Genomic DNA, 26,029 nt, shown 5'->3' on the forward strand with positions numbered 1-26,029 from the left:
AGCCTCTCCAACACCTCGAAGCGCTCACCCGGATTCAGCGAGTCCAGATCGGCGGCGGCCAGCTGCGCCACCGCGGCGTCGAGCGCATCCAACGCCACCTGAATCGAACCCATGTTCTAAAAATAGCGCGGAGGTACGACAGGCAAACACCCCTCAGGCCTGCTCCTGACGATTGAACAGGGCCTGTGAGTCAGGCGGCCCGGATCTCCAGACCGACGGTGCGCTTGGCGCCGCCGCGGAGTTTGGAGAAGAAGGTGAACACCTTCCCGACGAGCCCGTAACGATTGGTGATGGCGCGGTAGACCGCGTCGGTCTGCGACTCGTCCAGCACGGTCGCCACCGCCTCCACCGCCTCGCCCTTGACGTTGCCGCGCATGTCGCAGACCGCCAGCGTCACCCGGGGCGTGTTGCGGATCCGCTTCACCTTCCACGCGTTCTTCTCGGTGATCACCAGCGCCCGGTCGCCGTCGCGGGCGATCCAGATCGGGGTCGGCTTGGGCCGGCCGTCCTTGGTGAAGGTCGTCAGCAGGACGTACTGGGCTTTGGACACCTCGTCGAAAGTGGTAGCCATGGCTTAAATCCTAGCCGTGTCCCAGCCGTCGCCGCCGAGTGAACGCCGACCGGGCGAACGGCGGCTACGACCGGGTTTCGATCACCGACACCGTGCCGGCGTCGGAGTTGGTGACATAGACCGTGTGCGTGCCCGGGTCCACCGCCACCCCGCGCGTACCCGGACCGACGGGCACGGTGTCGCTGACGGCGCGCGCCGAACCGTCGATCACCGCAACCGAATCGCCGCGTTCGTTGACCACGTACGCGGTGCGGGTGCCCGGATCCACCGCCAGTCCGCCGGATGCGGAGATGCTCTGCACCGGCACGGCCGCGACGACCGCGCGCGGACGAGCGTCGATCATCGACACCGTGCTCTCCCAGAAGTTGGCGACGTAGACGACGTGCTCACGGGTGTCCACCGCCACCCCGCGCGGCCCGGTGCCGGCCGGAATCGTGTGGGTCACGGTGCGTGTCGAGGCGTCGATCACCGACACCAGATTGGCCCCGGTGGCGGGCTGATTGCCCCCCGCGAACCTCTCGGTGATGACGTAGAAGGTGTTCAGGGCGGGGTCCACCGCCACACCCTGTGGATTGGCTCCGACCCTCACGGTGGCCACAACGGTGGATGTTGTTCCGTCGATGACCGACAGCGTCTCGTCTCTGGCGTTCGGGACGTAGACCAGGTGGGTGTTCGGGTCCACCGCCACGTCGACGGGAAGGCGGCCAACGGCCACCGTGGCGGTGACGGCGCGCGTCGAGCCGTCGATCACCGAGACGGTGTTGTCGAAGAGGTGGGTCACGAAGATGGTGTTGGTACTCGGGTCCACCGCGACGGACCAGGGCTTGTTACCGACCGGGATACGGCTGGTGACCGCGCGCGTTTCCCCGTCGATCACCGAGACACTGCCGTCCTCGGTATTGGCGACGTACACGGCGCGGGTGCCCGGATCCACGGCGATACCGTTGGGTCCCTTGCCGACCGGCACGGTCGCGGTGACCCGGTAGGAGACGTCCGTGGGTCGATCGTCGTTGCCGGGTGTCGCCTGACCCCCGGTGCGCCCACCGCAGCCGGACAGCGCCACCGCCATTGCAGCAACGGGGATGAGCAGGAATCCGGTCCGGTGAGCACCTATGGTTATCGCGCCTCGAGATCACCCTCGGTCTCCAGCAGCACCTGACGCAGCCCGCTGAGCGTCTGGGGTTGCGGGCTCTGCCACATCCCCCGGCCCACCGCCTCGAGCAGCCGCTCGGACATCCCGTGCAGCGCCCACGGATTGGACTCGGAGAGGAACTTGCGGTTCTGCGGATCCAGCACGTAGGACTCGGTGAGTTGCTCGTACATCCAATCCGCCATCACACCCGCGGTCGCGTCGTAACCGAACAGGTAGTCCACCGTCGCCGCCATCTCGAAGGCGCCCTTGTAGCCGTGGCGGCGCATCGCGGCCATCCACCGCGGGTTGACCACCCGGGCGCGGAACACCCGGGTGGTCTCCTCGCCCAGGGTGCGGGTGCGCACCGCGTCGGGTCGGGTGTTGTCGCCGATGTAGGCGGCCGGGGCATGACCGGTCAGGGCGCGGACGGTGGCGATCATGCCGCCGTGGTATTGGAAGTAGTCGTCGGAGTCGGCGATGTCGTGCTCGCGGCAGTCGGTGTTCTTGGCCGCCACCGCGATCCGACGGTACTGCGTCGACATGTCCTCGGCGGCCGGCCGGCCGTCGAGCCCGCGGCCGTAGGCGAACCCACCCCACGCGGTGTAGACCTCGGCGAGGTCGGCGTCGTCGCGCCAGTTGCGGCTGTCGATCAGTTGCAGCAGTCCCGCCCCGTAGGTTCCGGGCTTGGAGCCGAAAATCCTTGTGGTGGCGCGCCGTTGGTCGCCGTGTTCGGCGAGGTCGGCCTGGGCGTGCGCGCGCACGTAGTTGTGCTCCTCGGGCTCGTCGAGATCCGCGACCAGGCGCACCGCGTCGTCGAGCAGGGTGAGCACGTGCGGGAAGGCGTCGCGGAAGAAGCCGGAGATGCGCACGGTGACGTCGATGCGGGGCCGGCCCAGTTCGTCGAGCGCGATCGCCTTAACGCCGACCACCCGGCGCGACGCGTCGTCCCAGACCGGCCGCACCCCGAGCAGGGCGAGCACCTCGGCGATGTCGTCACCGGAGGTGCGCATCGCCGAGGTGCCCCACGCCGAAAGGCCGACCGAGCGCGGCCAGTCGCCGTGGTCGGCGCGGTAGCGCTCCAGCAGTGAATCGGCCATCGCCACGCCGGTCTCCCAGGCCAGCCGCGAGGGCATCGCCTTGGGGTCCACCGAGTAGAAGTTGCGTCCGGTGGGCAGCACGTTGATCAGGCCGCGCAGCGGTGAGCCGGACGGCCCGGCCGCGATGTAGCGGCCCTGTAGCGCGCGCAGCACCTGGTCGATCTCCCCCGCCGTCCCGGCCAGTCGGGGTACCACCTCCTCGGCGGCGAAGCGCAGGATCGCCGCCACGGCCGGGTCGCCGGTCAGCCCGTCCGCACATCCGGGGTCCCAGCCCGCCGCCTGCAGCGCGGACAGCAGTGCGCGGGCCCCGGCCTCGGCCGCGTCGACGGTTGCCCGGTCGTCGCTGCCGTCCTCGGCCAGACCGAGAGCCTGACGCAGACCCGGCAGATGCTGCTCACCGGCGAACAACTGCCGCGCCCGCAGGATGGACAGCACCAGATCGAGTTCGGCCGCGCCGGTCGGGTTCCGGGCCAGGATGTGCAGGCCGTCGCGGATCTGGACGTCCTTGATCTCACACAACCAGCCGTCGACACCCAGCAGCATGTCGTCGAAGCTGTCGTCCTCGGGCCGCTCGGCCAGACCCAGATCGTGGTCCATCTTCGCCGCGCGGATCAGCGTCCAGATCTGCTGACGGATGGCGGGCAGCTTGGCCGGGTCGAGAGCGGCGATGGTGGCGTGCTCGTCGAGCAGTTGCTCCAGCCGCGCGATGTCGCCGTAGGTCTCCGCCCGTGCCATGGGGGGAATGAGGTGGTCGACGAGCACCGCGTGCGCGCGACGTTTGGCCTGGGTGCCCTCGCCGGGGTCGTTGACCAGGAAGGGGTAGATCAGCGGGAGGTCTCCGAGCGCGGCGTCGGTGGCGCAGTCCGCCGACATCCCCAGCGTCTTGCCGGGCAGCCATTCCAGGTTGCCGTGCTTGCCCAGGTGGATCATCGCGTGCGCACCGAACTCGTGCCGCAGCCACAGGTAGGTGGCCAGGTAGTGGTGACTCGGCGGCAGGTCCGGGTCGTGGTAGATCGCCACCGGGTTCTCCCCGAACCCGCGCGGCGGTTGCACGAGGATGACCAGGTTGCCCGATTGCAATGCCGCGAAGACGATCTCGCCGTCGGGGTCGCGGCTGCGGTCGACGAACAGATCCCCCGGCGGCGGGCCCCAGTGCGCGACGACGGCTTCGGCCAGGCCGACCGGCAGGCCGGCGAACCACTGCCGGTAGCGGGCGGCGGAAACGCGAACGGGGTTGCCGGCCAGGTGGCCTTCGGTGAGCCAGGACGGATCCTGCCCGCCCCGCTCGATCAGGGCGTGCATCAGCGCGTCGCCGTCGCGGGCCTCCACCCCGGGCACCTCGCCGATGTCGTAGCCGTGCTCGCGCAGTGCGCGCAGCAGGGCGATGGCGCTTGCCGGGGTGTCCAGCCCGACGGCGTTCCCGATCCGGGAGTGCTTGGTCGGGTACGCCGAGAACACCACCGCCAGCCTCTTGTCGGCGGGAGCGACCCGCCGCAGCATCGCGTGCCGTACAGCCAGCCCGGCGACCCGCGCGCAGCGCTCGGTGTCGGGAACATAGGAGATCAGCCCGTCGGGGTCGATCTCCTTGAAGGAGAAGGGGACGGTGATGATCCGCCCGTCGAACTCGGGCACCGCGACCTGGGTCGCGACGTCCAGCGGGCTCAGTCCGTCGTCGCTGTCCGACCAGCGCGACCGGGAACTGGTCAGGCACAGCCCCTGCAGAATCGGGACATCAAGGGCGGCAAGGTGTTTGACATCCCACATGTCGTCCTCGCCGCCCGCCGAGGCCGACGCGGGACGCGCCCCGCCGGCGGCCAGCACGGTCACCACCAACGCGTCGGCGCTTCCCAGCAGCTCCAGCAGTCCCGGCTCGGGATTGCGCAGCGAGGTGCAGTACACCGGCAGCGGCCGCCCGCCGGCGTGCTCGATCGCGGCGCACAGCGCCTCGATGTAACCGGTGTTGCCGGCGAGCTGCTGGGCCCGGTAGTACAGCAGGGCCACCACCGGACCGTCGGTGTCGGGCGCCTGAAGGTCCAGCACTCCCCACCCCGGCATGGACACCGGCGGGGTGAAGCCGAACCCGGTCATCAGCACCGTGTCGCACAGGAACGCGTGCAGTTGGCACAGGTTGTCCACACCGCCCTGGGCCAGATAGGCGTGGGTCTGCAGGGCGACCCCGGCCGGCACCGACGAGCGCTGCATCAATTCGGCGTCGGGGGCCTGCTCGCCGCTGACCACCACGGTCGGAATCCCGCTGCCGACGACCGCGTCGATGCCGTCCGGCCACGCCCGGTAGCCGCCGAGGATGCGCACCACCACGACCGCGACGCCGTCGAGCAGTCCACTCAGTTCACCGTCGAGCAGCCGGGACGGGTTCGCCCAGCGGAACGGCAGACCGCTGGCCCGGGCGGTGATCAGATCGGTGTCCGACGTCGACAGCAACAGCACCAGGGGCCGGGTCACCGTTCGTACCCTAACCGGGCGGTTCGGAGTCGGCGCCCAGGGCGGCGACCCCCGAGCCGGACAGCGGCATCGCGGCCACCGCGAGGATGGCCACGATCACCACCGGGCCCAGCAGCGGCGCCCAGTCCAGCCGCAGCGGCACGGCCAGGGCGGCCAGAGCGGCGAGGGTGAAGCCCAGGAGCCCGGCCACGCTCGGCATCGTCATCGTCACCGCCTGCCCGCCGGCGGCGTGCCGGATCACCAGATAGGCCGCCGCGCTCACCCCGGACACGGCGGCGAAGAGCACCGGCGGGTCGGTGAGCGCGCCGCCCGCCAGCGTCAGGAGCACCGCCGCCGTGGCCGCCCACCGCACGAACAGCCCCGCCAGCACGGCGACCGCCGCCACCCCGAGCACGACCAGACCGACGGTCCCGGCCGGCCACGCTGCGGCGAGGACCATCAGGACGCCGAATGCCGTCGAGGACAGCAGCGGGGCGGGCTGGGCGCCCGCGGGAGCGCTCACCGGGATCTCCTGCGGGTGACCGCCCGGGTGGCCTGCGGTATCAGTCGCATCGCCTGTTCCAGCGTCACCTCGTCCGGCCAGGACAGCACCTCGACCCCGATCACCCGCATGTCGCGGTACATCGCCGAGCGCTGCAGCGCCCACATCCGCTGCATGATCGGCTCCTCCTCGTCCTCGAGCGGATAGCCCTGCAGGACGTCGACCACCACAACCGGGTGTCCGCGTTTGCACAGGTCGGTCAGCGCCAGCCCGAATGCGGTGTCGAGCAGCGTCGAGAACGCGATCACGATCGCGTGCGGCGGGATGGCCGGCTGCGGGGCGAGGGTGCCCTCCATCGGGTGATAGCCGACCCCGGCGCACAGCACGGTGTCGAGGACCCGATAGAACTGCCGCTGCCCGATGTCGGGCGCCAGCCAGCGCGGGCGCGGCCCGCCCAACCCGACCAGCCCGGCCCGGTCGCCGGCCCGCAGCGCCGACTGCACCACCTGGACGGCGCCCTCGACGGAGCGCTGGGTGGCCGCCGTCGCGGGCCCGGGCGGCTGCGCGCTCATGTCCACCAGCACCACGACGTCGACGGAGCGGTCGGTTAGCCGCTCGGTGACGTGCAGGTTGCCGCGGCGCGCGCTGACCGCCCAGTTGACGGTCCGCAGCTGGTCGCCCGGCACGTAGGGGCGGATGTCGGCGTACTCCACCCCGGGACCGGTGTGGCGGGTCAGGTGCGTGCCGAGCCGGTCGGGCACTTCGCTGGGCGGGATCGCCGTCGACGGCGGGGGCACCAGCGGGAACACCAGGACGTCGGCGATCTCCGCCGACGCCGCGGCGGTCAGCAGCCCACCCGGTGCCACCACGCCCACCGTCGCCGAGACGGGGTAGCGGCCCCAGCGCTCGGCCGACACCGACACCCGCTGTCGCACCGCGTCGCCGTCGGGCAGCGACTCGAGCCGCATGCCGGGCAGCGCGCGCACCTCGAGTCGTACATCCACCTCGGCCGCCGCCTCGCCCTCCGCCGCAATCTCGGCGACTATCTCGACCCCTTCACCCTCGAAGCAGCGCTGCAGGGCCGGTGTCGCGTCCACGGTGAGCCGCCGCGGCGGGGTCTGCCACCCGATCGTGCACAGCACGCCCAGCATCGGTGCGGCGAACAGCAGCAGCTGCCAGCGGCCGGACGCCAGAGCCGCCACCAGAGCGGCGGCGGCGCAGACGAACAGCGACTGGGTCAGCGCCGAGATACGCCAGCGCAACTCGACGTCAACTCGGCGAACCTCGTCGGCCACGCTAAGCCTGCTCGGGCGCGCGGGGCACCGGCAGCCTGCGCAGCAACTGATCGACCACGTCGGATCCGTGCAGACTGCGCACCCACATCTCCGGGCGCAGGGTGATCCGGTGACCGAACGCCGGCACGGCCAGCGCCTTGATGTCCTCGGGCAGCACGAAGTCGCGACCGCTGAGCAGGGCGCGTGCGCGGGCGAGCTGAACCAGGTCGAGTTCGGCCCGCGGGCTGGCTCCGACGACGACCTGGGGGTGACTCCGGGTGGCCGCGGCCACCGTGACCACGTAGCGCAGCACGTCGTCGTGCACCGACACCTGCTCGACCGCCTCCTGCATCTCCAACAGCTCTGCGGCGTCGACGATCTCGGTGAGCTCCACCTCGGCCGCGCCCCGCTCCAGCCGCCGGCGCAGCATCGAGGCCTCGTCGCTTTCCGACAGGTACTTCAGCGCCACCTTGACGGCGAACCGGTCCAGCTGTGCCTCCGGCAGCGGGTAGGTGCCCTCGAACTCGATCGGGTTGTCGGTGGCGATCACGACGAACGGCGCGGGCAGCCGGTGGGTCTCCCCGTCGATGCTGACCTGACGTTCGGCCATCGCCTCCAGCAGCGCCGCCTGGGTCTTGGGCGGGGTCCGGTTGATCTCGTCGGCCATCAGCAGGTTGGTGAAGATCGGGCCGCGCCGGAAGTCGAACTGACCCGACCTCATGTCGTAGATCGTCGAGCCGAGCAGGTCGGCGGGCAGCAGATCCGGAGTGAACTGCACCCGGGTGAAGCGCAACCCCAGCGTGGCGGCGAAGGACCGCGCGATCAGGGTCTTGCCCATGCCCGGCAGGTCCTCGATGAGGACGTGGCCACCGGCCAGCACCGTGGTGAGGATCAGCGTGAGCGCGGCGCGCTTGCCGACGACTGCCCGCTCGACCTCGTCGAGGACCGCCTCGCAGCGCGCGGTGGTCGCGGCGACCGATGTCGTCATAGCTGTTCCATTCGTCGGAGGATCTCGTCGAGGGTGTCCCGCCCGGGACCGGGCTCACGGCCCTTCGTGGCGGCGACGTTCTGCGGGTCGACCCACTGCCACAACTCGGCGCCGAAGACCATCTGGCCGGTGGCGGCCAACGCGGATGCGTCCCGCTGGCGGGTGGCCAGCACGAACTCCCGGGCGAGTTTGGGGCGCAGGTGCCGGTCCCAGTCGGCGCGCGACGAGTCCGCCCAGCGGACCATCGCCTGGGTCTGCGACCGCCACCGGTGCAGCGACTCCAGGGAGTCATCGACACCCTGATCACCGGACTCCCCCGAGCCGACGCCCGCGAATCTGCCGCGCAACTCCCACGCCAGCAGCGCGACGGCGACACCGGCGACCGGCAGCGTCCAGCGCCGTGCCACCACGAAGGTCATCAGCTCGGCCAGGACCACCAGCAGCAGGCCGCCGGCGACGATTTTGTTCATGAGGGCCTCACGGCACGGCCACGCTGTGCACGTCGTCGAGGACGGTGCGCAACGCCCGCTCGGCCGCCAGCCGGTGTTCCTCGGTCATGACGTGCGCACTGAACCGGGCCTCGGCGAACAGATCGACCAGCGCAGTCGCGCTCCCGGCGCGCAGCACCCCGGAGTCCACCGCCCGCTCCAGGACCTCCGAGGGGGTGTCCGATTCGCGCGGCGCCGCGTGCGGCGAACCGGCCAGCGCCCGCTCCATCGCGGCGTAGCAGGCGATGATCGCCTCCCGCGGGTCGCGGCTGCGGTCGCCGATCTCGGCCAGGCCGAGTTCCGCGGCCACCGCGAGCGGCTCGGCCTCCGGCGGCGCGTCACGCCGGTCGCCCGCCCTGAGCGGGGCGGCGACGGGGCCGGGACGGCGGCGTCGGCGTGCGGCGATGACCGCGCCGGCGACGATCATCACCGTCATCACCACGGTGGTCGTCACCAGCAGGACGAAGACCTCCCCGCCGGGTCGCTCCGCCGCCGGCGGCTCGCGGGCCGGCGGGGTCGATCCGGTGGCATCCGAGACCGCCCGCGAGCCCGCCGGCGGTGCCGCGGCGTCGGGCCCACCCAGTTGATTGAGCAGGATGAAAAACGCGAGCCACACCATCAGCAGTCCGACCGCCGCGATCAGCAGACGCCGGTCCAGTCGCCCGCGCCCGGATTCGGGGCTGAGCGGGAAGGCACGCCGCAGACCGGGTGTCGCCCGCACCGGGTTGCGCGCCGAGGCGTAGAGCGCGATCGCCAGGATGATCAGCGAGACAGCGAGCAGAACGGCGATCCCGGCCAGCGTCGTCGGGCTGTCCTCGGCCCGTTGCGGGGTCTGGGTCCGGGCGTCGGGCAGCTGCCCGCGCAGGCTGAGTGCGGCCACGACCAGCAACCCGGCCAGGACGGCTGCCCGTCCGGCGGGCCGGGAAAGAGATGGGCCTGCCCTCGTGATTGCCTGCGTGGTTGCCTGCGTGATTGCCTTCGTGATGCCATTCCCCCTGAGTCGGATCGTGCCCCTCCCATGGTGGCACGCCCGCTGCTCAGCGGCGCAGCCGTACGGTGGGGGCGTGGTGGTCGACCGCGATCGGGCCTCCCCGGACGCCTGCCCGGGCGCCCTGCTTGTGCACCGGGCCGCCGACGGGCCGATGGCCCGGGTGCGGCTGCCGGGCGGCCTGCTGACCGCCGCCCAGCTCGACGCGCTGGCCGAGGCCGCGGAGCGGTTCGGGTCCGCCACCGTGGAGCTGACCTCGCGCGGCAACGTCCAGCTGCGCCGCATCAGCGACACCGAGGCGGTGGCCGACGCGCTCGCCGGCGCCGGTCTGCTGCCCTCGCCGACCCACGAGCGGGTCCGCAACATCGTCGCGTCGCCGTTGTCGGGGCGGGTCGGCGGACGTGCCGACGTGCGGCCCTGGGTGATCGGGCTGGACCGGGCGATCTGCGGCGAACCGGCGCTGGCCGCGCTGCCCGGACGGTTCCTGTTCAGCATCGACGACGGCAGCGCCGACGTGTCCGGGATGGCCGCCGACGTCGGTGTCGCCGTCCTCGACGACGGGGTCGCACTGCTGCTGGCCGGCCACGACAGCGGGGTGCGCCTGGCCGGCGACGAGGCGGTGGCGGCCATGGTCGGGGTCGCGTCCCGGTTCGTCGCGGCCCGCGGACAGGCCTGGCGGGTAGCCGAAATAGCCGACCCGGCGGCGCTGCTCGCCGGGTTGCGCGCGACGGCGACGCCGGTGCGCGACCTTCCCGCCTTTCCGGCCCCGCCTCGGGCGCCGGTCGGCTGGATCTGTCAGGACGACGGGAAGGTGGCCCTCGGCGCCGCGGTTCCGCTGGGAGTGCTGACGGCGCGGCAGGCCCGCTTCCTCGCCGCGATCGGCGCACCGGTGGTGATCACCCCATGGCGCTCGGTGCTGGTGTGCGACCTCGATGCGGGCGTCGCCGACACCGCGCTGCGGGTGCTGGCACCGCTGGGGCTGGTCTTCGACGGGGACTCCGGCTGGCTGGCGGTCAGCGCCTGTGTGGGCAGCCCGGGCTGTGAACGGTCGCTGGCCGATGTGCGCGGTGAGGCGGCCCGCCGGGTGGCCGCCGGGGTCGCGGGCGGGGGCACCCGGGTGCATTTCGTGGGTTGCGAACGCGCCTGCGGCAGCCCGGCGGGGGCGGACGTCATGATGGCCACCGCGACCGGATACCTCCGGCTGCCCCGCTGCGCCGGACCGCAGAGCGGATGCCCCTAGGCTGAGCGGGTGCTCGACTACATTCGCGACGCCGCCGAGATCTACCGGCAGTCGTTCGCGACGATCCGCGCCGAGGCCGATCTGCAGCGCTTCCCGGCCGACGTCGCCGCGGTGGTCGTGCGGCTGATCCACACCTGCGGACAGGTCGACCTGACCGACGAGGTGGCCTACACCCCCGGCGTCGTCGCCGCCACCCGGGCCGCGCTGGAGTCCGGCGCGCCGGTGCTGTGCGACTCGTCGATGGTCGCGGCCGGCATCACCGCCACCCGGTCGCTGGGAAACGAAGTGGTGTCGCTGGTCGCCGACCCGCGCGCGGCCGACCTTGCGGCCCGCCGCTCCATCACCCGCTCGGCAGCCGGGGTGGAACTGTGGGCCGACCGGATGGCCGGGGCGGTGCTGGCGATCGGCAACGCCCCGACAGCGCTGTTCCGGCTGCTGGAACTGATCGACGAGGGCATGCCCGCTCCCGTCTCGGTGTTGGGCGGACCGGTTGGGTTCGTCGGCTCGGCACAGTCCAAACAGGAGCTGGTCGACCACCCCCGCGAGATGGACTACCTGGTGGTGCTGGGACGCCGCGGCGGCAGCGCGATGGCCGCGGCGGCCGTCAACGCGATAGCCGGTGCGCCGCAATGAGCGGAACCCTGTTCGGTGTCGGGCTGGGCCCGGGCGACCCGGAGCTGGTGACGGTCAAGGCCGCGCGGGTGATCGGCGAGGCCGACGTGGTGGCCTACCACAGCGCACGACACGGGCGCAGCATTGCGCGCCGCATCGCCGAGCCCTACCTGCGGCCCGGCCAGATCGAGGAACATCTGGTCTACCCGGTGACCACCGAAGCCACCGATCACCCCGGCGGATATGAGGGGGCGATGGAGGACTTCTACCGGGAGGCCGCCGACCGGCTCGCCGCGCACCTCGACGCCGGCCGCGACGTCGCCCTGCTGGCCGAGGGCGATCCGCTGTTCTACAGCTCCTACATGCACATCCACACCCGGCTGGCGGACCGCTTTGCAGCGGTGATCGTGCCGGGGGTGACCTCGCTGAGTGCGGCCTCCGCGGCGATCGCGACGCCGCTGGTGACCGGGGAGGAGGTGCTCAGTGTGCTTCCGGGAACGCTGCCCGTCGGTGAACTCGCCCGTCGCCTGGCCGACGCCGACGCAGCCGTGGTGATGAAGCTGGGAAGAACGTATCCGCAAGTGCGCGAAGCGCTTTCGGCGGCCGGACGGCTCGGGGACACGGTCTACGTGGAGCGGGCCAGCACCGACTCGCAGGTGGTGCGCCCCGCCGCGGAGGTCGACGGGTCGGCGGTGCCGTACTTCTCGCTGGCGATCCTGCCGGGAACCGGCCGGGCCGCGCGCCCCGCCCCGCAGACCGGGACGGTTGCGGTGGTCGGGCTCGGGCCGGGCAGCGCGGACTGGATGACGCCGCAGAGCCGGCGCGAACTGGCCACCGCCACCGACCTGATCGGCTACGGACCCTATCTGGACCGGGTCGCCCCCTGCCCGGGTCAGCGCCGTCACCGCAGCGACAACACCGCCGAGAGTGAGCGGGCGCGGCTGGCCTGCGAACTGGCCGAGCAGGGCCGGGCGGTCGCGGTGGTGTCCTCCGGGGATCCCGGGGTGTTCGCGATGGCCACCGCGGTCCTCGAGGAGGCCAAGCAGTGGCCGGGGGTGACGGTGCGGGTGATCCCCGCGATGACCGCGGCGCAGGCGGTGGCCAGTCGGGTGGGCGCACCGCTCGGGCACGACTACGCGGTGCTCTCCCTGTCCGACCGTCTCAAGGGTTGGGAAGTGATCGCCGCACGGCTGTCCGCGGCGGCCGCCTCGGATCTGGTGCTGGCGATCTACAACCCGGCGTCGACCACCCGCACCTGGCAGGTCGCCGCGATGCGCGATCTGCTTCTCCAACATCGCGACGCCGGAACCCCGGTGGTGATCGGGCGCGACGTGTCCGGACCCGCCGAATCGGTGAGTGTGGTGCGGCTGGCCGATCTCGACCCCGCCGGAATCGACATGCGCTGCCTGCTGATCGTCGGCTCGTCGCAGACCCAGTGGTATCCCGGCTCGGCCGGCGACGTGGTTTTCACCCCTCGGCGCTACCCCGGCTGAGGCGTCCCGAGCGCGCCGGAGCCGACCCAGTCCAGCGCCTCCCCGACTGTGCCGACGACCCGCACCCCGGGCGGCAGCGGCGGTCGTTCGATCATCACCACGTCGACACCGAGTGCCCGCGCGGCATCGAGCTTGGCCCGGGTCAGTTCTCCCCCGCTGTTCTTGGTCACCAGCACCTGGATTTGGTGCCGCTCGAGCAGCGCCCGCTCGTCGTCATAGCGGTAGGGCCCCCGGGAGAGCGCCACCTCGTGCCGCCGCGGCAGCACGGCGGGATCCGGCGGGGTGACGACCCGGATGAGGAACCACGCGTCGCCGGCGGTGAAGGCGTGCAGTCCGGACCGCCCGGTGGTGAGGAACACCCGCGGATAGCCCCGGGTCGCCACCAGCTCCGCGGCCGCGGACACGGAGCCGACCAGGTGCGCGCCGGCGGGTTCCCAGGCCGGACGGCACAGCACCAGGTGCGGCAGACCGAGTTCGGCGCAGGCCTGGGCACCGTTGCCGGTGATGGTCGCAGCGAAGGGGTGGGTGGCGTCGATGACAGCCTGGATTCGGTTGCCACACAACCACTCTCGCAAACCGCCGGGGCCGCCGAATCCCCCGATGCGGACCGCGCCCACCGGTAGCGCCGGATCGGGTATCCGCCCGGCCAGTGAGGTGATGACCTCGGCGTCCGGATGCAGGTGCCCGGCCAGTTCGCGCGCCTCGGCGGTGCCGCCCAGCAGCAGGATGCGCATCAGTGCCGGCTCCCCCGTCGCCGCCCGGACGAATAGAGATAGCTGTCGGGGAACTCGCCGGCCGTCAGTGCCGCACCGACGATGATCACCGCCGTGCGGGTGATCGCGGCGGAGCGCACCTGTCCGGCGATGTCGGCCAGCGTGCCGCGCAACACCTGCTGCTCGGGGCGGCTGGCGAACGCGACGACGGCCACCGGGGTCTGCGGGGGGTACCCGCCGTGCAGCAGCTGCGGCACGATCGCCTCGACGCGGTGTGCCGCGAGATGGATCACCAGCGTGGTCTGCGCCCGGGCCAGCTCGGCGAGGTCCTCCCCGGCGGGCAGCGGCGTGGACAGGGTGGCGACCCGGGTCAGGATGACCGACTGGGCGACTCCGGGCACGGTGAGCTCCCGGCCGAGGACCGCCGCGGCGGCGGCGAACGCCGGCACGCCTGGCACGATCTCGAACGGGACGCCGAGTTCGGCAAGGCGCCGGCACTGTTCGGCCACCGCGCTGTAGAGCGACGGATCACCCGAGTGCAGCCGCGCGACGTCCTTGCCGTCGCGGTGCGCGGCGGCGAGCTCCGCGACGATCTGTTCGAGGGTCAGCGGCCCGGTGTCGATCACTCGCGCTCCGGGCGGGCAGCTCTGCACCAGTTCCCCGGGCAGGATCGAGCCGGCGTAGAGGCAGACCTCGCAGCGCTCGATGAGCCGCTGTCCGCGCACGGTGATCAGATCGGCGGCTCCGGGTCCGGCACCGATGAAGTAGACGGTCACCCGGGACTGACCACCCACTGGGTGATCGGCATCGCCGGGCGCCAGCCGGTGAAACCGCCCAGCGGTTCGCCGCGGTAGTGCTGGAAACGGGCCAGCTCGCCACCGAGTCGGGAATGCCACTGCACCAGAATCGCTTCGGACTCCGCCGTGACGGCGTTGACGACCAGGCGGCCGCCACCGTTGATCCGCGCCAGGCACTCGTCGAGGAGGTTCTCGGTACTCAGCCCTCCGCCGATGAAGATGGCGTCGGGCGGCGCGGCGCCGTCGAAGTCCCCGGGCGCCGGTCCGCGCACCTCGATGTCACAGCCGAAGGCCCGGGCGTTGGCGGCGATGCGGCCACGGCGCGCGGCGTCGACCTCGAAGGCCACCGCCCGGCACCCGCGGGCGCTGCGGCACCATTCGACGGCGATGCTGCCCGAGCCGGACCCGACATCCCAGAGCATCTCGCCGGGCCGGGGCGCCAGCGCCGAAAGCGTCACCGCGCGCACCGACTGCTTGGTGATCTGTCCGTCGTGGCCGAACACGTCGTCGGGCAGCACCTGCCCGACTCTCCGCTCAGGCAGATAGCGGACCGCGATGACGGAGAGATCGTCGACATCGGTCGCCGGCTCAGCCGCCCACGCGTCGGCTCGGCCGGTGCGGATCCGCTCCCACGGACCACCAAGCTGTTCGAGCACGGTGAATACCGATGCACCGCAGCCGGTTTCAGTGAGAATCGCGCCCAGCGCGGCCGGTGTGTTCCGGTCGCGACAGAGCACCACCGCCTGACCGCCGCGGCGCACGGCGGTGTGCGCGGGCGCGGTCACCAGGCTGATCACCTCGGTGTCCTGCCCGGCCCAGCCCAGCCGGGCACACGCGAGAGTCACCGAAGAGACATGCGGCAGAACCCGGACCGACTCGGCCCCGTACAGGGCGACCAGCCGGCCGGCGATGCCGTGCAGCAGCGGATCGCCACTGGCGACGACGTGAACGTCACCCGGCGCATCGGCGAGCAGGGTTTGCAGTGCGGGCAGCATCGGCGAGGGCCAGCAGCGCCGGGGTGCGCTGATGGAGTCGTCGGCGTCGCCGAGCAGTTCCAGCTGTCGCGGTGAGCCGTAGATCACCGTGGCGCGGCGCAGTTCGCGAAGCGACTCCGGTGACAGCCCGCCCACTCCGTCGGCCCCGATGCCGACCACCACGATCGTCGGGGTCATCGGGGCATCCTGCGCCAGATCGCCTGCGGCAGCAGCCGCAGACCGAAGAACACCGGCCGAAGCGCCCAGGGCACCCACACCACGCGCCGGCCCCGCGCCAGCGCGCGCGCGGTCGCCGCGGCGACCTGTGCGGGTGTGCTCGACAGCGGGGCGGGTTGCATGCCGCGGGTCATGCGCCCGACGACGAATCCGGGGCGGACGATCAACAATGTCACGCCGCTGCCGTGCAGGGCATCGGACAGTCCGCTGGCGAAGCCGTCCAGGCCGGCCTTCGCCGAGCCGTAGACGTAGTTGGCCCGGCGCACCCGGGCCCCGGCCACCGAGGAGAACACCACCAGCCGCCCGCGCCGCGCCGCACGCATCTGCGCGGCCAGCAGGGTGAGCAGGCTGACCTGCGCGACGTAATCGGTGTGCACGATGGCGACCGCGTGGGCGGGGTCGCATTCCGCAACGGACTGCTCACCGAGCACTCCGAAGGCCAGCACCGCGGTGCCGACCGGCCCGAACTCGGCGGTCACCTTGTCGACCAGGACAGCGTGGGTGGCCAGATCGTCGGCGTCGAACTCGACGGTGTGCACCGCGGCGGCACCGGCCGCGCGCACCGCGGCGACCTCGGCGTCGAGGCGGTCGGCACCTCGGGCGGCCAGCACCACCACCGAACCCGGCGCCAGGTGCGTGGCGAGTTCGACCCCGATCTCACTACGCCCGCCCAGAACCAGCACGACATCTGCGGCCGCGTCGGCCGTGTCCTCCATGGCTGCGATTATTCACTGCGCTAGCGTGGGCACCGATGGCCAATACCACCACCCGGCTGACCAGCGACGCGCTCGAATTCCTCACCGAACGCCACCTGGCGATGCTGACCACGCTGCGCGCCGACGGTTCGCCGCACGTGGTCGCCGTCGGGTTCACCTTCGACCCCCAGACGCACATCGCCCGGGTGATCACCAGCGACGGATCGCAGAAGGCGGTCAACGCCGAGCGCAGCACGGTCGGCGTCGTCTCCCAGGTCGACGGGGCCCGGTGGCTCTCGCTGGAGGGCCGCGCCGGGGTCAACCGCGATCCCGAGGCGATCCGCGATGCCGAACTGCGTTACGCCCAGCGCTACCGCACCCCCCGGCCCAACCCGAAACGGGTGGTGATCGAGGTGCTCATCGAACGCGTGCTGGGATCCTCCACCCTGCTCGACCGCTCCGCGGACTGATCGCCCTCAGCGCGCGAGGGGCACCACGGTCAACTCGTGCGGCCGGGCATTGACCGCCGCGGCCCCGGCTGCGGTGACGACCACGATGTCCTCGATGCGCGCGCCCCACCTCCCCGGGAAGTAGATGCCCGGCTCCACGCTGAACGCCATGCCCTCGGCCAGCGGCAGGTGGTTTCCCGCCACGATGTAGGGCTCCTCGTGCACCGACAGGCCGATGCCATGCCCGGTCCGGTGCACGAAGAACTCCCCCAGCCCCGCCGCGGCGAGCACGTCGCGGGCGGCGGCGTCGACCTGCTCGGCACTGACTCCGGGTCGCACCGCGGCCACCGCGGCGGCCTGCGCCCGCTGCAGCGCCGCGTAGCGCTCGGCGACGTCGCTCGCCGGCTCGCCCAGACTGTAGGTGCGGGTGCAGTCGGAGTGGTAGCCCGGCTCGACGGGTCCGCCGATGTCGACGACGACCACGTCGCCGGGCTGCAGGACACGGTCGGAGTGACGGTGGTGCGGGTCGGCGCCGTTGGGTCCGGAACCGACGATGACGAAGGTTGCCTCCGAATGCCCCTCGGCCACAATGGCTTCGGTGATGTCAGCGGCGACCTGAGCCTCGGTGCGCCCGGGGCGCAGGAATTCCGGCACCCGGGCGTGCACCCGGTCGATGGCAGCGCCGGCGGCGCGCAGCGCCTCGACCTCGGCGGCGTCCTTGATCATCCGCAAGCCGGCCAGCACCGGCGTGGCCAGCACCGGAACCGCGCCGAGTTTCCCGGCCAGCGGCAGCAGATGCAGGGCCGGCATCGAGTCGGTGACCCCCGCCCGCGCGTGTCCGCCCAGCGCGTCGGCGACCAGTGTGTAGGGATCCTCCCCGTCGACCCAGTCCCGCATGTCGAGGTTCAGGTCGGCCGCCGCGGACTGGCGCAGAGCGGCCAGTTCCAGGCGCGGCAGCACCACCACCGGCTCAGCTCCCGAGGCGGGCACCACCAGCGCGGTCAGTCGCTCGAAGGTCTGCGCCCGCGACCCGATGAGGTACCGCAGGTCGTAGCCGGGGGTGATGACCAGTCCGGCGAGTCCGGCCTGACCGGCGCTCGCCGCCGCGGCGGCCAGCCGATGGGCGTAGACCTCGCTGGCGAAGCGGGCAGCGGTCATGGGGGCAAGGCTAGTGGGCAGGCTAGCGTGCGGGTATGTCCGCTCCGGTGATGCTGCTTGACGGTGCCAGCATGTGGTTTCGGTCCTACTTCGCGCTGCCGTCCTCGATCACCGCGCCGGACGGCCGTCCGGTCAACGCGGTCCGCGGTTTCCTCGACAGCATGGCCAAGGTCATCGATCAGCACCGGCCCGGACGCTTGGCGGTCTGTCTCGATCTGGATTGGCGCCCGCAGTTCCGGGTGGACCTGATCCCGTCGTACAAAGCCCACCGGGTGGCCGCCGAGGTCGATGAGCTCGACGACACCGACGCCGACACCGAGGAGGTACCCGACGATCTGGGCCCGCAGGTCGAGATGATCGCCGAGATCCTCGCCGCGCTCGGGATCGCCACCGCCGGCGCGCAGGGGTTCGAGGCCGACGACGTGATCGGCACCCTGGCCGCCACAGAGCGCCGAGATCCGGTGGTGGTGGTCAGCGGCGATCGCGACCTGCTGCAGCTGGTCGCCGACACACCGGTGCCGGTGCGGGTGCTCTACCTGGGCGGGGGCATGGCCAAGGCGACGCTGTTCGGGCCCGCCGAGGTGGCCGAACGCTACGGCGTGCCGCGGGGCCGCGCCGGGGCGGCCTACGCCGAACTGGCGCTGCTGCGCGGTGACCCGTCCGACGGGCTGCCCGGGGTGCCGGGTGTCGGGGAGAAGACCGCGGCGACGATGCTGAACCGCTACGGGTCACTCGAGCGGATCCTCGCCGCCGCTGCCGACCCGCAATCGGATCTGCCGGCCGGCTTTCGGACCAGAATCGTCTCGGCACTCGCCTACATCGAGGCCGCGCTGCCGGTGGTCTTCGTCGCGCGTGATGCCCCGGTGGAGTTGTCGACCGCCGACGACCATCTGCCGAAGGCCGCCGTCGATCCCGCCGGGCTTGCCGAGCTGGCCGAGCGCTACGGGGTGGTCTCGCCGGTCGGGCGGCTGCGCCAGGCAATGGGTCTCGCGTGAGCCGCTCTGCACCCCGTTGCTTTCAGGTGAAACCCGTCGCGAGGCTTACCCACGCTCCTAGGCTGACCGGGTCGGTGTCCGGGTGATCGGGAGGCGTCACGGTGTTGCACAGGTATGCCCTTTGTGTGGGTTCGGCGTTGTCGGTGGGACGGGTCGGTGCCTTGGCGGCGGCGCTGGGTGTGGGTGTGGTTCTGGGGGTGGTGCCGGCGGTGGCCTCCGCGGACAGCGCCGAGGGATCGGGCGTCGCGCAGGCGACCACACGCTCGGCGGCTGATGCGGGCCCGACCCGTGCGGGGCGCACCGCACCCCGGGCCACCGCGCTCAGCGCGGTGCGCGACCAGCTCAGCCCGACCAGGGCTGCGCGCACCGGGCAGACACGACACGACCAGCGGCCCCCGGCCCCGGCGGCCGCGGTCGCGCTGGCGGGCCAACTCAGCTCAGCACCCCCACCGCGGCGCGCCACCACCAGCGTGCAAACCACCCGGCCCCGCTCAGCACTGAGCACCGCCGCGGCCGACCCGATCTCCGACTTCATCGGGATCTTCATCGGCGACGGCACCGCAGAGAAACCCAATGCCGGGATCCTGCTCGGCAACGGCTACAGCTGGACCGCAGACACCTGCCCGACCGGCCCCTGTGCCGGCGGCAACGGCGGACTGATCGGCAACGGCGGCAACGGGTTCAACGGCGGCAACGGCGGCAGCGCCGGCTGGTTCGGCACCGGCGGCAACGGCGGCGCCGGGGTGGCCGCGATCAACAACGGCACCGGCGGTGACGGCGGCGCCGGTGGACTGATCACCGGCAGCGGCGGTGACGGCGGAACCGGCGCCCCCAGCACCAACGGCGGTGACGGCGGCAGCACTGGACTGCTGTCGATCTTCGGCGACGGCGGCAACGGCGGCGCAGGCGGAACCGGCACCCCCGGCGCAGGCGGCACCCCCGGTGCCGGCGGCAGCGCCGCAACCCCCAACGGAACCACCGGCGGCAACGGCAGCGCAGGCTCAGCAGGCGGCACCGGCGGCGACGGCGGCGAAGGAAGCTGGATCCTGGGCCGCGGCGGTGACGGCGGTGCCGCCGGCACCGGTGGTGACGGCGGTGCCGGCGGCAGCGGCGGTGCCGGCTACAGCCCCCTGATCGCCGGCCAAAACGCCGGCAACGGCGGCCAAGGCGGTAACGGCGGCGACGGCGGCACCACCGGCACCCCCGGCGCCCCCGGCATCGGACGACTGCTCTTCCTCATCGCCCAAACCGGCACCCCCGGGACCACCGCAAACCAAGGCAACGGCGGCACCGGAGGAACCGGAGGAAACGCCGGCACCGGCTCCAAGGGCGGAGTCGGACAGACCGGCGGCAACGGCGGAGCAGGTGGCGACGGAGGCACCGGCGGCGGCGGCACAACCCCCGGCCAAGGCGGCGCCGGCGGAACCGGCGGGGCCGGCGGCAAGGGCGGCGACGGCACGGCCGGCGGACTTGCCCCCGCCCCCGGCGGGGAAGGCGGCGACGGCGGTGCGGGCGGATCCGGCGGCACCGGACCCGCCGCAACCCAAGCCGCAGGCGGCACCGGCGGAACAGGAGGAACCGGCGGAACCGGTGGTGGACTCTTCGGCAGTACTGGCCAGACAGGCACCGCAGGAAACACCGCAACCGGCGGGACCGGTGGCGGCGGCGGAACCGGCGGCACCGGCGGAGCCGCCTCGGCCCCCCGCGCCTACGTCACCAACAACGGCAGCAACACGGTCTCGGTCATCGACACTGCCACCAACCCCGTCACCGCGACCATCGCCCTCCCTGGCAAACCCTGGGGAATCGCCATCACACCGGACGGAACCCGGGCCTACGTCGGCGAGGGCTACTCAGCAGACGGCGAGGCCACCACGGTGTCGGTGATCGACACCGTCTCCAACACCATCACGACGGCGATCCCGCTCAGCGGAGACGCGTTCGGACTTGCGATCACCCCGGACGGCAGCCGTGCCTACGCGACTGTCGCAGGTGCTGATGGGAACTCGACCGTGGCGGTGATCAGCACTGCCACCAACACCGTCACAACGACCATCCCGGTGGAAGGCTCAGGCTCTAACCCGGCGATCACCCCGGACGGTGGCAGGGTGTACCTCACCGCGACTCTTGATCCGACCCTCGGCAGCGTCGTGGTGATCGACACTGCGACCAACACCGTCACCGCGACCATTGACCCGGTGGGATCCTCGGGAGCGGTTCCATCTGGCGTTGCGACTTACAGCGGACAGGTCTACTTCTCCACCTTCAGCTTCTTTGATCCGGCCGGTGGCGCCACTGTTCAGGTGATCGACACTGCCACCAACGCCATCACCGCCGTCATCAGGCTTGACCCGAGTCCCTTCGCGGTCGCGGTGACGCCGGACGGCGACTTCGTGTACGTCACAGTCGACGATATCGAGACCGGCGGGACCGGTTTACTGTCGGTGATCGATACCGCCAGCGACATCGTCGCTACCACCATCACTCTGACCGGCGGTAGCGGAGTCCGCCCCTGGGCCGTGGCGGTCACCCCCAACGGGGCTTACGCGTACGTCACCCTCGGCGACGTCGACACCTTGACCGGCGGCAAAGTCCAGGTGATCAACACGACCAGCAACACGGTGACCGCCACGATCCCCGCACCCAACGGCTCCGCTCCCTACACCCTGGCGATCACCCCGCGGTGGTGGTAACCCTCCGCGAACGTGCGCACAGATACACCGGCAGCGGCGTGTCGGGTACCGACACGCACACTCGCGGGGCGGGCTACTTGGGCCGGCCGACCTCGTAGGTGCCCTTGTCGTCCTGGAAGGTCACCGTCACCTGGCGCTTGGTGCCATCGATGCTGACCTCGCAGTTGAAGGTATCGCCCTTCTTGACGGTCGGGTTCTGGCCGTTGTTGCACCGGACGTCCTGGACGTTCTTGGCGCCGTAGCCGTTGGACTCGTCGGTGAGGACCTGCTGCACGCCCTGCTGGGCCTGGTTGACGTCGAGCTTGGTGGTGACGAAGAAGCCCGGCTTCCAGAACCCCAGGATCAGCACCACGATGAGCGCCAGCGCCGCCAGCAGGCCCAGCACCGTGCCGGCGACCGCGGTGGACTTCTTCCCCGCCTCCTCCGCACCCGGCGGGGCGAAGGGCGGGTACTGCCCGGGCGGCGGGTACTGCCCCGGCGGGTACTGGCCGTACTGCGGGGGCATCGGGTAGCCGCCGGGCTGCCCGTAGGGCTGCACCCCGGGCTGGCCGTAGGACGCGTACTCGGGCTGACCGTAGGGCTGCGGATAACCCGGCGGGGGCGGCTGACCGTACTGCGGGTACTGCCCGGTCGGGTAGGCCTGCGGCTGCCAGGCCGGAGCCTCCGACCCCGGCGGCTGCCAGGACGTCTCCGGTCCGGGCTGACCGCGCGACGCGCCCTGCTCGGCGCCGCCAGGCTGATCCTTGTCCGAGCCCTTCCAGGGGTTGGCCTCAGATCCCTGCGGTCCGCTCATCGTCTCTCCTTGGTGTGGGTCGTTGCCCCGGGGTGCGCGTAGCAACGGTAACGCCTGCACCACCCTACCCGCTGTCAACAGCGACGACGCCGCGGCGGATGTCGTCGATGGCCCGTTGGGCCGCCCCCCGCAGCCCCGGCTGCGGGGCGGCGTTGCGCACCTGATCGAGCAGGTCAAGCACCTGACGGCACCACCGGACGAAATCTCCGGCCGACAGCGCCGACCCGTCGCCGGCGGTGTCCGAGCAGTCCAGCGCGGCGGCCAGGTTACCGGTGGTGGCCCAGCGGTGGACTGCGGCCACGAATCCGGGGTCGGGCTCCCGCGAGGGCGTCAGCCGGTGGCGCTGCTCGTCGGCGCGCAACTGGTCGAAGAGCCGGCGGGTGTCGGCCAGGGCGCGGCGCACCGCCGCGGTGGGCGTGTCCACCGCGTGGGCGGGGGTGGGGCCGTCTGAGCCGCGGGTCTCGAACACCACCGCCGAGAGCACCGCCGCCAGCTCGGCGGGCTGCAGCCCCGCCCACGCCCCCGTCCGCAGGCACTCGGCCACCAGCAGGTCGCTCTCGCTGTAGATGCGGGCCAGCAGCCGACCGTCGGGCGTCACCCGGGGCGCCCCGCCGCCGGTTTCGATGTAGCCCCGCTCGGTCAGCAGACCGACGATCCGGTCGAAGGTCCGGGCCAGCGAGTTGGTGGCGCCGCGGATCTTCTGCTGCAGCTGCTCGTTGTCCCGCTCGATGCGCAGGTAACGCTCGGCGATCCGGACCTTCGCCTCCCGCTCGGGCAGCCCGTGTGCCGGGTGCCGGCGCAGTTTCGTCCGCAGCGCGGCCAGTTCCGGGTCCACGTCGGGGGTTGGGTTCGCAGCACCCCGCCGGCCGCGGCGCGGTGCGGTGTTCAGCCCGGCCGCGGCCGTCAGCAGCGCGGAGGCGAGGTCGCGGCGGGTCTTGGGCTGGCGGTGCTCCACCCGTTTGGGCAGCGTCATCGAACCCAGCGGGGCCGAGGCCCCGGAGTAGTCGGCGGAGGAAATCCTTCCGGCCCAGCGGTTCTCGGTGAGCACCAGCGGGCGGGGGTCCTCCGCGTCGCGCGCCGCCTCCAGCACGACCGCCAGCCCGCCGCGGCGGCCGTGGGTGATGGTGATGATGTCGCCGCGGCGCAGCGCGGCCAGCGCGTCGGTGGCGGCCTGCCGCCGCTGCAGCCGCGAGGCCCGCGACTGGGAACGCTCGCGTTCGCCGATCTCGGCGCGCAACCGGGCGTAGCCCAGGATCGCCGGCTCGGCGCCGGCGGCGCGGCCTTTCCAGCCGAGTTCGTCGGCGATGTCCTCGAGCATCTTCTCGCCCCGCTCGACCCCGCGCACCAGCCCCACCACCGACCGGTCGGCCTGGTACTGGGCAAAGGACCGCTCCAGCAACCGGTGCGCCTGCTCGGGCCCCATCTGGCCGACCAGGTTGATGGTCATGTTGTAGGACGGCGCGAACGAACTCTTCAGCGGGAACGTCCGGGTGGAGGCCAGCCCGGCCACCTCGGCCGGTTCGGCGGTCGGCTCGCCGGGATGCCAGATCACCACCGCGTGACCCTCCACGTCGATCCCGCGGCGTCCGGCCCGCCCGGTCAGCTGGGTGTACTCCCCCGGCGTCAGCGGCAGGTGCGCCTCGCCGTTGAACTTCACCAGCTTCTCCAGCACCACGGTGCGGGCCGGCATGTTGATGCCCAACGCCAGGGTCTCGGTGGCGAACACCGCCCTGACCAGACCGGCCGCGAACAGTTCCTCGACGGTGTGCCGGAAGACGGGCAGCATCCCGGCGTGGTGGGCGGCCAGGCCGCGCAGCAGCCCCTCCCGCCAGTCGTAGTAGTCCAGCACCGCCAGGTCGGCGTCGGCCAACTCGCCGCAGCGGCGGTCGATCACCTCGGCGATGCGGTCACGGTCCTGCTCGCCGGTCAGCCGCAGCGAACTGCGCAGGCACTGCTTGACCGCGGCGTCGCAGCCGGCCCGGGAGAAGATGAAGGTGATGGCCGGCAGCAGGCCCTCGCGGTCGAGCATGGCGATGACGTCCGGCCGTGCCGGGGGCCGGTACACGCCGGAGTAACCCGGTCGGCCGCGCCGGCGCGGCTGCCAGTCGGCGAGCCGGTCGGCCTCGCGGCGGTGGGCGATCTGGCGCAGCAGCTCCGCGTCGACCACCACGGGGTTGCCCTCGCCGGCGCGGTAGTCGAAGAGGTCGAAGAGCCGCTTGCCGACCAGCACGTGCTGCCAGAGCGGAACGGGCCGGTGCTCGTCGACCACCACGGTGGTGTCGCCGCGCACCGTCTTGATCCAGCCGCCGAACTCCTCGGCGTTGCTGACCGTCGCCGACAGGCTGACCAGGCGCACCTGCTCGGGCAGGTGCAGGATGACCTCCTCCCACACCGCGCCGCGCATCCGGTCGGCGAGGAAGTGGACCTCGTCCATGACGACGTAGGCCAGCTCATGCAAGGTCTCAGACCCGGCGTAGAGCATGTTGCGCAGCACCTCGGTGGTCATCACGACCACCGGGGCGTCGCCGTTGATGGACTGGTCCCCGGTGAGCAGCCCGATGTGCTGTGCGCCGTAGCGGCGCACCAGATCGGAGTGCTTCTGGTTGCTCAGCGCCTTGATCGGTGTGGTGTAGAAGCACTTCTGCCCGGCTTGCAGCGCCAGGTGCACGGCGAACTCCCCGACGACCGTCTTGCCGGCTCCGGTGGGCGCGCACACCAGCACGCCGTGGCCGTTCTCCAGCGCGGTGCAGGCCTGCTCCTGAAACGCATCGAGCCGGAAGGAGAGCTGGCCGGCGAAACGGGCCAGCTCCGACTCGCGCTCAGGTGTTGTCATGCTCAGTGCGCGACGGCGCGGGCACCGGGGAGGGCGCCTCGATCGGTGCCGCGCGATCGTCGGGCAGAGCCTCGGTGGCCGCGCGCTTGGCCTTGCGCCGGTCGTGCAGGCGGGCGATCTGGATCGCGAACTCCAGCAGCACGGTCAGCGCCAGGCCGAGCGCCAGCATGGAGAACGGGTCCGACCCGGGGGTGGCGACCGCGGCGAAGGCGAACACCGCGAAGATCAGCCCCCGCCGCCATTCCTTGAGCTTGGCGTAGCTGAGCACCCCGGAGAGGTTGAGCATGACGATCAGCAGCGGGAACTCGAACCCGACGCCGAAGACGAGCAGCAGGTTGACCAGGAAGCCGAAGTAGCGGTCACCGGACAGCGCGGTCACCTGCACGTCACTGCCGACGGTGAGCAGAAAGCCCAGCGCCTTGGAGAGCACCACGTAGGCCAGCACCGCCCCGCCGACGAACAGCACCGCCGCCGAGACGACGAAGGCCATCGCGAAACGGCGCTCGTTGCGGTAGAGGCCGGGGGTGATGAACGCCCACAGCTGGTGCAGCCAGACCGGGCAGGCCAGGACGATCCCCGCGGTCAGGGCGACCTTCAGGCGCAACATGAACTGGTCGAATGGGGCGGTCGCGAGCAGCCGGCAGCCGCCGTCGGGGGTGAGCTCGGCGCGCGCGGAGGACGGCAGCGAGCAGTAGGGCCCGCGCAGCCACTCACCGAGGCTGTCCACGCCGAGGATGCCGTGGCTGTACCAGATGAAACCCACCACGGTGGTCAGGGTGACCGCGCCCAGCGAGATCAGCAGACGGGTGCGCAGTTCCCGGATGTGCTCGACGAGCGACATGGTCCCGTCGGGGTTGGTGCGGCT

Annotated in this window: 22 protein-coding genes; 6 read left to right on the forward strand and 16 right to left on the reverse strand. The window is 72.1% G+C overall.

What is annotated here, in order from left to right; all coding sequences use genetic code 11:
* Positions 1–190: 190 nt before the first annotated feature.
* The 8 genes from ACKOB8_RS03975 to ACKOB8_RS04010 form a co-directional block, all read right to left on the reverse strand.
* A complete protein-coding gene (locus tag ACKOB8_RS03975; protein WP_526375871.1) occupies positions 191–571 on the reverse strand; it encodes a PPOX class F420-dependent oxidoreductase in 381 nt (126 codons plus the stop codon).
* 64 nt (positions 572–635) lie between these two features.
* Positions 636–1,640 carry a YVTN family beta-propeller repeat protein gene (locus ACKOB8_RS03980; RefSeq protein ID WP_526375873.1) on the reverse strand — a complete coding sequence of 335 codons (1,005 nt, stop codon included), beginning with the start codon at positions 1,638–1,640 and terminating at the stop codon, positions 636–638.
* Positions 1,641–1,687: 47 nt separating this feature from the next.
* A complete protein-coding gene (gene cobN / locus ACKOB8_RS03985) occupies positions 1,688–5,263 on the reverse strand; it encodes a cobaltochelatase subunit CobN (RefSeq protein WP_526375875.1) in 3,576 nt (1,191 codons plus the stop codon).
* A gap of 10 nt (positions 5,264–5,273) precedes the next feature.
* Positions 5,274–5,765 carry a hypothetical protein gene (locus ACKOB8_RS03990; RefSeq protein ID WP_526375877.1) on the reverse strand — a complete coding sequence of 164 codons (492 nt, stop codon included), beginning with the start codon at positions 5,763–5,765 and terminating at the stop codon, positions 5,274–5,276.
* Positions 5,762–7,039: a DUF58 domain-containing protein gene (locus ACKOB8_RS03995; RefSeq protein ID WP_526375879.1), complete on the reverse strand. Its 1,278-nt coding sequence runs from the start codon at positions 7,037–7,039 to the stop codon at positions 5,762–5,764. Before ACKOB8_RS03995 ends, ACKOB8_RS03990 begins: the two co-directional genes overlap by 4 nt.
* Position 7,040: 1 nt before the next feature.
* Positions 7,041–8,006, reverse strand: a complete 966-nt coding sequence (locus ACKOB8_RS04000) for an AAA family ATPase (protein ID WP_526375881.1) — start codon at positions 8,004–8,006, stop codon at positions 7,041–7,043.
* Entirely contained in the window at positions 8,003–8,476 is a 474-nt protein-coding gene (locus ACKOB8_RS04005) for a hypothetical protein (RefSeq protein WP_526375883.1), read from the reverse strand. Before ACKOB8_RS04005 ends, ACKOB8_RS04000 begins: the two co-directional genes overlap by 4 nt.
* 7 nt (positions 8,477–8,483) lie before the next feature.
* Positions 8,484–9,374 (reverse strand): DUF4129 domain-containing protein, encoded by an 891-nt coding sequence (locus tag ACKOB8_RS04010; RefSeq protein WP_526375885.1) that lies wholly within the window; start codon positions 9,372–9,374, stop codon positions 8,484–8,486.
* Positions 9,375–9,561: 187 nt separating this feature from the next.
* Between ACKOB8_RS04010 and cobG the strand changes: the two genes are divergently transcribed.
* The 3 genes from cobG to ACKOB8_RS04025 are packed head-to-tail and all read left to right on the forward strand — an operon-like array spanning position 9,562 to position 12,827.
* The gene (cobG, locus tag ACKOB8_RS04015) at positions 9,562–10,722 is read left to right on the forward strand and encodes a precorrin-3B synthase (RefSeq protein ID WP_526375943.1); all 1,161 of its coding nucleotides are present in this window, start codon (positions 9,562–9,564) and stop codon (positions 10,720–10,722) included.
* Between the two features lie 9 nt (positions 10,723–10,731).
* Entirely contained in the window at positions 10,732–11,355 is a 624-nt protein-coding gene (locus ACKOB8_RS04020; RefSeq protein ID WP_526375887.1) for a precorrin-8X methylmutase, read from the forward strand.
* Positions 11,352–12,827, forward strand: coding sequence for a precorrin-2 C(20)-methyltransferase (locus tag ACKOB8_RS04025; RefSeq protein WP_526375889.1), 1,476 nt, complete (start codon positions 11,352–11,354; stop codon positions 12,825–12,827). Before ACKOB8_RS04020 ends, ACKOB8_RS04025 begins: the two co-directional genes overlap by 4 nt.
* Here the strand turns inward: ACKOB8_RS04025 and ACKOB8_RS04030 are convergent.
* Genes ACKOB8_RS04030 through dprE2 form a run of 4 tightly spaced genes read right to left on the reverse strand, consistent with a single transcriptional unit; the run spans position 12,815 to position 16,264 of the window.
* Entirely contained in the window at positions 12,815–13,561 is a 747-nt protein-coding gene (locus tag ACKOB8_RS04030) for a cobalt-precorrin-6A reductase (protein WP_526375891.1), read from the reverse strand. The two genes, ACKOB8_RS04025 and ACKOB8_RS04030, sit on opposite strands and share 13 nt — an antisense overlap.
* Complete coding sequence (gene cobM / locus ACKOB8_RS04035) at positions 13,561–14,316, reverse strand: precorrin-4 C(11)-methyltransferase (RefSeq protein ID WP_526375945.1); 756 nt, start codon at positions 14,314–14,316, stop codon at positions 13,561–13,563. The genes ACKOB8_RS04030 and cobM overlap by 1 nt, the downstream gene beginning before the upstream one ends.
* A complete protein-coding gene (gene cbiE / locus ACKOB8_RS04040) occupies positions 14,313–15,509 on the reverse strand; it encodes a precorrin-6y C5,15-methyltransferase (decarboxylating) subunit CbiE (RefSeq protein ID WP_526375893.1) in 1,197 nt (398 codons plus the stop codon). The genes cobM and cbiE overlap by 4 nt, the downstream gene beginning before the upstream one ends.
* Positions 15,506–16,264, reverse strand: a complete 759-nt coding sequence (gene dprE2, locus ACKOB8_RS04045; RefSeq protein WP_526375895.1) for a decaprenylphospho-beta-D-erythro-pentofuranosid-2-ulose 2-reductase — start codon at positions 16,262–16,264, stop codon at positions 15,506–15,508. The genes cbiE and dprE2 overlap by 4 nt, the downstream gene beginning before the upstream one ends.
* A gap of 35 nt (positions 16,265–16,299) precedes the next feature.
* On the opposite strand from dprE2, the gene ACKOB8_RS04050 reads away from it, so the two are divergent.
* A complete protein-coding gene (locus ACKOB8_RS04050; RefSeq protein WP_526375897.1) occupies positions 16,300–16,713 on the forward strand; it encodes a F420-dependent biliverdin reductase in 414 nt (137 codons plus the stop codon).
* Positions 16,714–16,719: 6 nt separating this feature from the next.
* Here the strand turns inward: ACKOB8_RS04050 and ACKOB8_RS04055 are convergent, their stop codons facing one another.
* A complete protein-coding gene (locus ACKOB8_RS04055) occupies positions 16,720–17,850 on the reverse strand; it encodes a M24 family metallopeptidase (RefSeq protein WP_526375899.1) in 1,131 nt (376 codons plus the stop codon).
* Positions 17,851–17,885: 35 nt separating this feature from the next.
* Here ACKOB8_RS04055 and ACKOB8_RS04060 point away from each other — a divergent pair, with 35 nt between their 5' ends.
* Positions 17,886–18,845: a 5'-3' exonuclease gene (locus ACKOB8_RS04060; RefSeq protein ID WP_526375901.1), complete on the forward strand. Its 960-nt coding sequence runs from the start codon at positions 17,886–17,888 to the stop codon at positions 18,843–18,845.
* 125 nt (positions 18,846–18,970) lie between these two features.
* Positions 18,971–21,538 (forward strand): beta-propeller fold lactonase family protein, encoded by a 2,568-nt coding sequence (locus ACKOB8_RS04065; protein WP_526375903.1) that lies wholly within the window; start codon positions 18,971–18,973, stop codon positions 21,536–21,538.
* A 73-nt stretch (positions 21,539–21,611) separates the two neighbouring features.
* Here ACKOB8_RS04065 and ACKOB8_RS04070 read toward each other — a convergent pair whose 3' ends face one another.
* From ACKOB8_RS04070 to tatC, 3 genes are all read right to left on the reverse strand, one after another.
* Complete coding sequence (locus ACKOB8_RS04070; protein ID WP_526375905.1) at positions 21,612–22,331, reverse strand: DUF4333 domain-containing protein; 720 nt, start codon at positions 22,329–22,331, stop codon at positions 21,612–21,614.
* A 64-nt stretch (positions 22,332–22,395) separates the two neighbouring features.
* Positions 22,396–25,164, reverse strand: a complete 2,769-nt coding sequence (locus ACKOB8_RS04075) for a DEAD/DEAH box helicase (RefSeq protein WP_526375907.1) — start codon at positions 25,162–25,164, stop codon at positions 22,396–22,398.
* Entirely contained in the window at positions 25,151–26,005 is an 855-nt protein-coding gene (tatC, locus tag ACKOB8_RS04080) for a twin-arginine translocase subunit TatC (protein ID WP_526375947.1), read from the reverse strand. The genes ACKOB8_RS04075 and tatC overlap by 14 nt, the downstream gene beginning before the upstream one ends.
* Positions 26,006–26,029 lie beyond the last annotated feature (24 nt).

The organism is Mycobacterium sp., assembly GCF_046091765.1.
GTDB lineage: Bacteria > Actinomycetota > Actinomycetes > Mycobacteriales > Mycobacteriaceae > Mycobacterium.